This window comes from Microcoleus sp. T3_D1 (genome assembly GCF_036700405.1).
GTDB lineage: Bacteria > Cyanobacteriota > Cyanobacteriia > Cyanobacteriales > Microcoleaceae > Microcoleus.
Genome location: NZ_JAUBOV010000068.1, coordinates 24,219 through 31,589, shown reverse-complemented (window position 1 = coordinate 31,589; position 7,371 = coordinate 24,219). Strand labels below are relative to the sequence as shown.

The window sequence follows — 7,371 nt, the reverse complement described above, 5'->3', positions numbered from 1 at the left end:
GGTTATTTGTGGTGTGGGGGCGGGTTTATATAGATTGTTTGTACTCGTTATATATTGTCTGTAAAACCCGCCCCTACGAAATTTCCTATTTCCGCCAGTAGGTTATTTGTGGTGTGGGGGCGGGTTTATATAGATTGTTTGTACTCGTTATATATTGTCTGTAAAACCCGCCCCTACATATATTGTCTGTAAAACCCGCCCCTAGGAAATTCCCTATTTCCGCCAGGTGTCAAATTGGTCTTCGGAACAGCCATTAATAAATTGATTGTTCACCCAACCGTCAAGGATTGTCAAAGTTTCATTAGGAGGATTACCCGAAAATCGGGCTGCAATTTTCACCCAATTACCTTGTCTGCTGACAGCCCTAACTCCGTCTCCCCTTTTCAATTTAGCTACAACCGGGTACTTATTGCCTGGGCCTTTGCGAATGTTAACAGCGCCACCTTCACCTGTAATAAACGAGCATTGAGTTTGCTTTTTTAAAGCTTCTGCTTTTGCGGGAGCAAGGCTTTGCTGCTTGCCGAAAACAGGAAAGCTGTAAAGTGAGAAGCTAAAACTTGCAACTACGGCTGCAATAAAAAAGGCTTTTGATTGAGTAAAAATTAGCATTATTTCATTTCCTTGGATTGACCGAACTGAAGTCCTGACTATAATTTTTTTGAGAAGAACTTCAGTCCTTACTACTAACTGTTATTTGACAGAGGCAAACCATTCGGTAACACCTTGGGCGATCGCCTCGGCTAACTTCTTCTGTTCTGTCGGATTCACAATCCATTCAAACTCTTCGGGATTGATCATAAATCCCAATTCCATTAAAACAGATGGAGCAACGGCAGGACGAGTCATGGCTAAGTTGTTCCAGAATACACCATAACTCGGACGGTTCAACTTGGCAACTAAATAATTGTGCAAAAACATTGCCAAACTGTGCGCTTGCGGGTGAAACCAGAAAGCGCCGACGCCTTTAGTATTAATCGCGTCGCCGTTATCTGGCAAAGCATTGTAGTGAATTGAAATTGCGATCGCAGGTTCTTCTTTTTGAATCATTTCCACCCTCGGTGGCAAATCCAAATCGACATCTTCTACCCGCGTCATTACCACATTCGCGCCCCGATTTACCAATTCCTGTTGCACCAATTTCGACACTGTTAAAGCTACTGTTTTTTCCCTAATTCCCACTGGACTCACAGCACCTCCATCCTCCGGCCCGCCGTGTCCCGGATCGATGAGAATCTTAATTCCCGACAGCGGTTTTGCTTGCGATACAGGTATCATGCTTGTATTCGCCGGCGGGTGTTTTAAAGACAGCACTAAAGTTGTGCCCTCGTATCTCAACTTGTAACCCCACTGCTGGGCAGATTTGAGATTAAAAGTGTATTGTACTTGCAGCGGCGCGATTTGTTGCCATTCCAAACGTGAAATTACGGGGTCATCGTCGAGGCGAATAATGTCAGTTTGAGCGGTGGTATTGTACAGGGTTAAAGTGAAAGTGCGTTCTCCTTCCTGCACGGTGACTGGGACGGGTGTTTCTAAGGGAAATAACACCTCTGTCCAGCCGGAAACTTGACGCGATCGCGCGCTGCGAATAATCGATCGCGGAGGCACTGCATCCTTGACAATTTGCACTTCTGATGCTTTAATCCAAGCACCGTAATCGAGTCTGAGCCATTCTCCTTCCCGCCCGATAATTGTTGCTCGCGTTCCCTTCGGCAGCGGTGTCATCCGAGAAAAATCTGTACTCGCCCCGGTTCGGGCAACACCCGGATCGGCCGTTACTTCTGCTACTTCTAAATCCGCCGGAGAGAGAATAGAAATCTTGCCCGTACCTTGTTGGCTGATAGTTCGATCGTTCATTGTTAGCTCAAACGATGGCACGCCTAAATCAACTGTTTCTCCCTTAGATGAGAGGGCGTTCTCAGGGGTTTTACCGCAGCCTTGATACTGTTGGCTGCCGCCTTTTTTGATCGGGGAGTTTTCACCTAATAATACAGATTTGTTGTCGGGTAGTTCGACCTGCGATCGCGCTTTTAAAGGAATAGTAATTCCCGCCAATTTTACCGAAACTTGAGCATTCGCAGGTGCGATCGCCCCAAAGCAAATATATTCCCCCGGCAAACTCGCCACATCGACTTTCGGCGTTAGAGAATCTTTAGCAAAAGCCAATCCTACAGGGGCTACCGGCTGATTAGACTCGCGCGTCACCTTAATTTTGACTTCCTGATTTTCGTAACGCAAGGTAAAGACATTTTCGCCGAGTTGCAGCGGAAAAGTCGGGGCGAAATGCCCGGATGCGGTGCGCGAAATTTGGTTGCCATTTACTAAAACTTGTCCCGGTGCGGGCGCTGTACCGATAAAAAAGATGCGATCGGCTGTAGTTTTGTGGTTGGCGGGAGGATAAGCGACGAACAAAGGTTGAGCGGCGACAGCTACAGAGGCGATCGCCAGCATCATCCCAAACACAACTAATCCTAAAAATTTTCTCATTCTAAATTGCAACTAATTGAGACTCTGTTGATTATTTATACTAGAACTTGCCCTCCGAAACCGGATTTCAGAGGATTAGTCGTAAGTCTTATTTACTAGACAGAGCCCATTTTATCAGGTTTGTAGTTGCAATTGAGCGAGGTGCCACATAAATTTCCGCGTCAAACCATTAAGTTTTAATTAATTCCGAGGTCGTTCTCCACAGTTGCTCCAACCGATTCGCCGGCATCGTCAAATACAAAACATCCCCCGTACTCAAACAACAATTCAGTAAATCCCAGCCGTGAATAGTTTGACCATTAGTTTCCGCATAAAGAGGCACAAAATCAGCAGACATAGCAGCATCTTGAATACGGTGGCCACAGAAAGGATGGTTTGGCGTAATCAATGTGGCCAAGCAAACCCATAGACTATCAGCAGTCATTCCGTTGCCCAAAATTCGACCTCCAATCGCCGCCGCCGCGAAAGCAGGAGCAGCCAATTCCGTCGGGTTCAAAACTCCTTCAAACTCAAAAACTTGCTGCACCATCAAAGCAAAATGTGGGTCTTGATTGCGGACTATAACTGATAGTTTTGGTGCCAATCCTTTAGCACTCAAGGCAATTTCGACATTAGACATATCGCTGCTAGTTACCGCCAAAAGTGCTGCCGCTTGCTTAACATTAGCAGCTTCCAGAGTTGCGGGAAAACTGGCACTTCCCTGAATGACCGGAATTTTCATTGAGCGAGCCGTGCTCAGAAAGCGACAGTTTGGATCTTGCTCGATCGCCACAATATCGTAACCGTTAGTGTGTAGTTCTTTAGCAATTTGGATACCTATTCCTCCGAGCCCGCAAATAATGTAATGATGGCGCTGCGGAACTCGCGCCACATCCCAATATTCGGTAAAGCGAGTTCCCAATACATAATCGTTGAGCAGCGCGTAGCAAATGCCGATGATGCCGGCTCCAACTAACATCATGACAACTGTAAATAGTTTAATGCTTTCAGGAGCTTGTTCGGCCACTTTTTCATAGCCTCCGGCTCCGGTAATCATCCCTACTGAAAAATAAAGAGAATCGACAATTGAGATATGGTTGTCAACACAAATATAGGTAGCAGTAGCAACGGCAATCATTGACAGCAGCGTCAGTACAACAATTACGGCTGCTTGGCTGTGCTGCTGAAATCTGTGCAGCTTAGTTAATGTTTTGAGCAGTTTTTGAGTTAAAGTTTTTTGGGGGCTGTGGATAGTCGGCTGAGTGGCAACAATTAGCCGATCGCCCTGCTGACACTGCCGATCGGCAAGCACCGCCGATACTAAATCAGTTTTGTTAGCAGCCGGCAGATAATAAATCAACATTCGCGATCGATCGTCCCACAAATCGCTGAGTTTGCGATTTTTCCAAGGATGTGTTTCATCGATATATTCTTCGTGAATCGGCCAAGTGCGATCGAACAAACGCAACTGTCCGATCGCCTGACTTCCCAGAGCCGCAAAGGCAAAAACCGGAGCAGCCAACGATGAAACGCTCATGGAAGTGTGATCGGGCAAAGTGTGGTCAATCCTGTCGCCCAAGCTAGTATTGAACAATCTGTTGATGATGCGAATCTGAGGATTGAGAATCCTCGCCTGCATCAAAATTGCCAAATTTACAGCATCATCGTCTCCTGCAATTACTAAAGTGTGAGCGTTTTGAATGCCAGCAGCCAACAAGGTAGAAGCTGCTTGCAAATTACCGACAACCACATCAGAAGTTTCGCCGCGAATTGGGCGATCGCTAATACCAACCACAATCGCTCCTTGCTGTCTCAACAAACAAAAAATCTTGTGTCCCGTGTGGCCCAACCCGCAAACAATGATTCGAGGTTTCATAAAAATTTATTTGCCAGCCAATTTCGGAGCTGTGCTTTGTAGTTTTACTTACCATTGTTGACTGCTCTGGCTTTGAAGAATGTAGCTAAAAACACTATCTAGGATGCTTGTGCCGCAGTGGCCTCGAAGTTTTGGAACAAGGAAAGGACAGTGCCGTGTCTCTACAGCCGCGTTCCCCAGTTTTGAAACAAGGACACAGCAGTGCCCTGTACCTACAGATATGAGGTGCAACTAAGGAATGAGAATTAAATAACTTCCACAACTTTGTGGGATGGGCGTCCCGCCCGTCCAAAAAGGACGGGCGGGACGCCCATCCCACAATAACAATTAAAATTGTAAGTTATTTAATTCGCGATCCTAACCTGATTTAATATTTGAAAAATATCCGGGTGCGACAGCCAACCAGCAGAATTTGAATAGGTAGGGACAGGACACTGGCTCTTAGTCACAACTTAAGGTATAACCCCTAGTCCGGCAGGGGTTAAAACCCCGGCCTAATAGCGAAAGTCCTCTAAAGAGGACTAATGAGTTTAACAGTCTTTTTCTCAGTCCTCTTAAGAGGACTTTAGCTTTGAGGCAGGGAATTCATTCCCTGACGGACTACCGGTTTAACCTTAAGTTGACACCAATAGATACTGCCCTGTCCCTACAACTATGACTTCCTACATAAATTTAGCTGCCTTAGCGGCAGGAGTTATTATGAAATTGACTGCACCCTTATTAGCATCCGCTTTAGTTTTCGCCGGTACTGTCGCCTTGCCAAGCCAAGTGCAAGCAGATCCCAGCAACTCTTGGAATAGCACTAGAACAACATTTCAGTGCGTTACTTCCGGTCGGAATTTTGTCACAATTGCGCGGCGGGGAAATGTGACGACTGATCCAATGATTCTGTGGAAATCTACCGAGTTCGGCCGCGAATATACACCTTGGCAGCGCTGCCAAATTGTTTCCAATAGATTGACCAAAGCTGTTGCCCAGAATGGCGGAAGATTGAGCAACTTGCAGTTAACAACAGGAATTGTTAATAACTTGCCCGTAGTTTGTTACGTCAACGGACGGGGGCGCTGCAACTCTCAAAATCTGCTGTTCACCCTAGACAAGCGCAATGCTAAAAATCCCGGTGATGCTTTAACGAAATTGATTAATTTTGCCCAAGACGGCAGCGGCCCCGTGGCAGTGTTCAGAACCGGAGCTCCATCGGCTGCACCGCAGTTTGTTCCCTTTGGAGATATGGTCGATCGAGCTTTTAATTCTCCAAACAATAAACCGTCAGTTCCTGTAGCAAAACCGCAGGGCGATCGAGGCATTTAATAGCCGCGCCTCTAAGGAATGAGAATTAAATAACTTCCACTCTTGAAAGTGAGATGGGCGTCCCGCCCGTCTTTTTTGGACGGGCGGGACGCCCATCCCACAATAACAATTAAAATTGTAAGTTATTTAATTCGCGATCCTAACTTGCACCTGAAAAAGTTGGAAACTATTGTGGGGAGTAGGGGTTGGGCTTCTAGCCCGCCCCTAAATATTTAGACTAAAAAAACTACACTGTCACCCCTTCAATCTTCTCATCAGTCAACTCATACAACTCGCGCAACTGCTGCAACTTATCCGCATCCGGCAGCCAAAAACCCCGCCCGTTAGCCTCCAACATTCTGCCGACAATATTGCGAAAAGCTTCAGGATTTGCCTCCCGCAACTTCTTCGCCATTGCCTGATCTAAAGCATAAGTATCAGCCGCCTGATCGTAAACCCAACTATCAGTAAAATCAGCCGTTCCGCCCCAACCAATTAACGCCGTCATCCGCTGCGAAATTTCATAAGCGCCGCCCGAACCTTGATTAACCATCGCGTTAGCCCACTTAGGATTTAGCAACTTAGTTCGATATTCCAAGCGCAGCAAATCTTCTAAATTGCGAGGCGTTGTATCCTGAGAAAAACTTTCTACAAAACTGGTATTGACTTTTTTGCCGCGCTGCTTTTCTGCGGCTTTCTTCAAGCCGCCAGTATTCGCATAATACTCTTGAATATCAGTCAAACCGTATTCAACAGAATCAATTTCTTGAATTATGCGATCGCACCCTTGCAACAACTGAGTCAAAACCTCCGGCCTCGCTTCCCCCTTATCCTTCCTCCCGTAACTAAAAACATTGCGACTTTCCCAAGTTTTCCCCAACTCATCCCCCGATTCCCAACTACCATCAACAACCCTATCGTTAACCAAAGAACCAAAATCCCCAGCCGGATTAGAAAACAACCTTGCCGAATAATTCTGCACACCTTTGGCCTGCAAAATCAAAGCGTGTTTGCGAATAAAATTCTCCGATTCCGGTTCATCAGCATCCGCTGCCCGCACGAACAAATCATCCAACAATTCAATAATATTGACAAAGCTATCTCGGAAAATACCCGAAAGATTTCCCAACACATCAATCCGGGGATGACCGACATCAGCTAACGGCTTTAATTCATAGCGAACAATGCGACCAGTACCTTCTTTTAGAGGTGCAGCCCCCACCAATTCTAGCAGAATTCCAATAGATTCACCGCGAGTCTTAATCGCATCCAAACCCCACAACATCACCGCCACAGTCTCAGGATATTTACCCTGTTCTTTAACGTGCTTCTCAATAATTTTCCGAGCAATTTCGCGCCCCCTTTCATAAGCCGCCGGAGAAGGCATCCGATAAGGATCTAAAGCGTGAATATTCCGACCAGTTGGCAACACCCCAGCCCCATCCCGCAACAAATCCCCACCGGGTGCAGGCAGAATATATTCCCCATTCAAACCCCGCAAAAGATTAGTTAATTCATCCGTCGTTTGCAACAACAAATCCCTAACTAGCAAGCCCTCCTCAAAAACCCCATCAAACCCCTCTTGTGGCACAGGCATCTTGCCTGTGCTGGTTTGTGGCACAGGCATCTTGCCTGTGCTTGTTTGTGGCACAGGCATCTTGCCTGTGCTTGTTTGTGAAACAGGCATCTTGCCTGTGCTTGTTTGTGAAACAGGCATCTTGCCTGTGCTTGTTTGTGGCACA

Annotated in this window: 4 protein-coding genes and 1 pseudogene; 1 reads left to right on the top strand and 4 read right to left on the bottom strand. The window is 46.5% G+C overall.

Annotation, left to right across the window (positions count from 1 at the left end; genetic code table 11):
- Positions 1-213: 213 nt before the first annotated feature.
- The 3 genes from QT992_RS24850 to QT992_RS24840 all read right to left on the bottom strand — a co-directional run bounded on the left by QT992_RS24850 (position 214) and on the right by QT992_RS24840 (position 4,339).
- The gene (locus QT992_RS24850; protein ID WP_333322380.1) at positions 214-609 is read right to left on the bottom strand and encodes an SH3 domain-containing protein; all 396 of its coding nucleotides are present in this window, start codon (positions 607-609) and stop codon (positions 214-216) included.
- Between the two features lie 81 nt (positions 610-690).
- The gene (locus QT992_RS24845; protein ID WP_333342861.1) at positions 691-2,484 is read right to left on the bottom strand and encodes an N-acetylmuramoyl-L-alanine amidase; all 1,794 of its coding nucleotides are present in this window, start codon (positions 2,482-2,484) and stop codon (positions 691-693) included.
- Positions 2,485-2,653: 169 nt separating this feature from the next.
- Complete coding sequence (locus tag QT992_RS24840) at positions 2,654-4,339, bottom strand: NAD-binding protein (protein ID WP_333342860.1); 1,686 nt, start codon at positions 4,337-4,339, stop codon at positions 2,654-2,656.
- Between the two features lie 699 nt (positions 4,340-5,038).
- Between QT992_RS24840 and QT992_RS24835 the strand changes: the two genes are divergently transcribed.
- Complete coding sequence (locus QT992_RS24835) at positions 5,039-5,650, top strand: COP23 domain-containing protein (protein ID WP_333320751.1); 612 nt, start codon at positions 5,039-5,041, stop codon at positions 5,648-5,650.
- Positions 5,651-5,876: 226 nt separating this feature from the next.
- Here QT992_RS24835 and QT992_RS24830 read toward each other — a convergent pair.
- A pseudogene (locus tag QT992_RS24830) lies at positions 5,877-7,289 on the bottom strand (cobaltochelatase subunit CobN); the annotation flags it as partial.
- Positions 7,290-7,371: the final 82 nt, after the last annotated feature.

Coding starts and splice junctions, on each gene's coding strand:
- QT992_RS24850 (WP_333322380.1), bottom strand. CDS start 609: ATGCTAATTTTTACTCAATCAAAAGCCTTTTTTATTGCAGCCGTAGTT.
- QT992_RS24845 (WP_333342861.1), bottom strand. CDS start 2,484: ATGAGAAAATTTTTAGGATTAGTTGTGTTTGGGATGATGCTGGCGATC.
- QT992_RS24840 (WP_333342860.1), bottom strand. CDS start 4,339: ATGAAACCTCGAATCATTGTTTGCGGGTTGGGCCACACGGGACACAAG.
- QT992_RS24835 (WP_333320751.1), top strand. CDS start 5,039: ATGAAATTGACTGCACCCTTATTAGCATCCGCTTTAGTTTTCGCCGGT.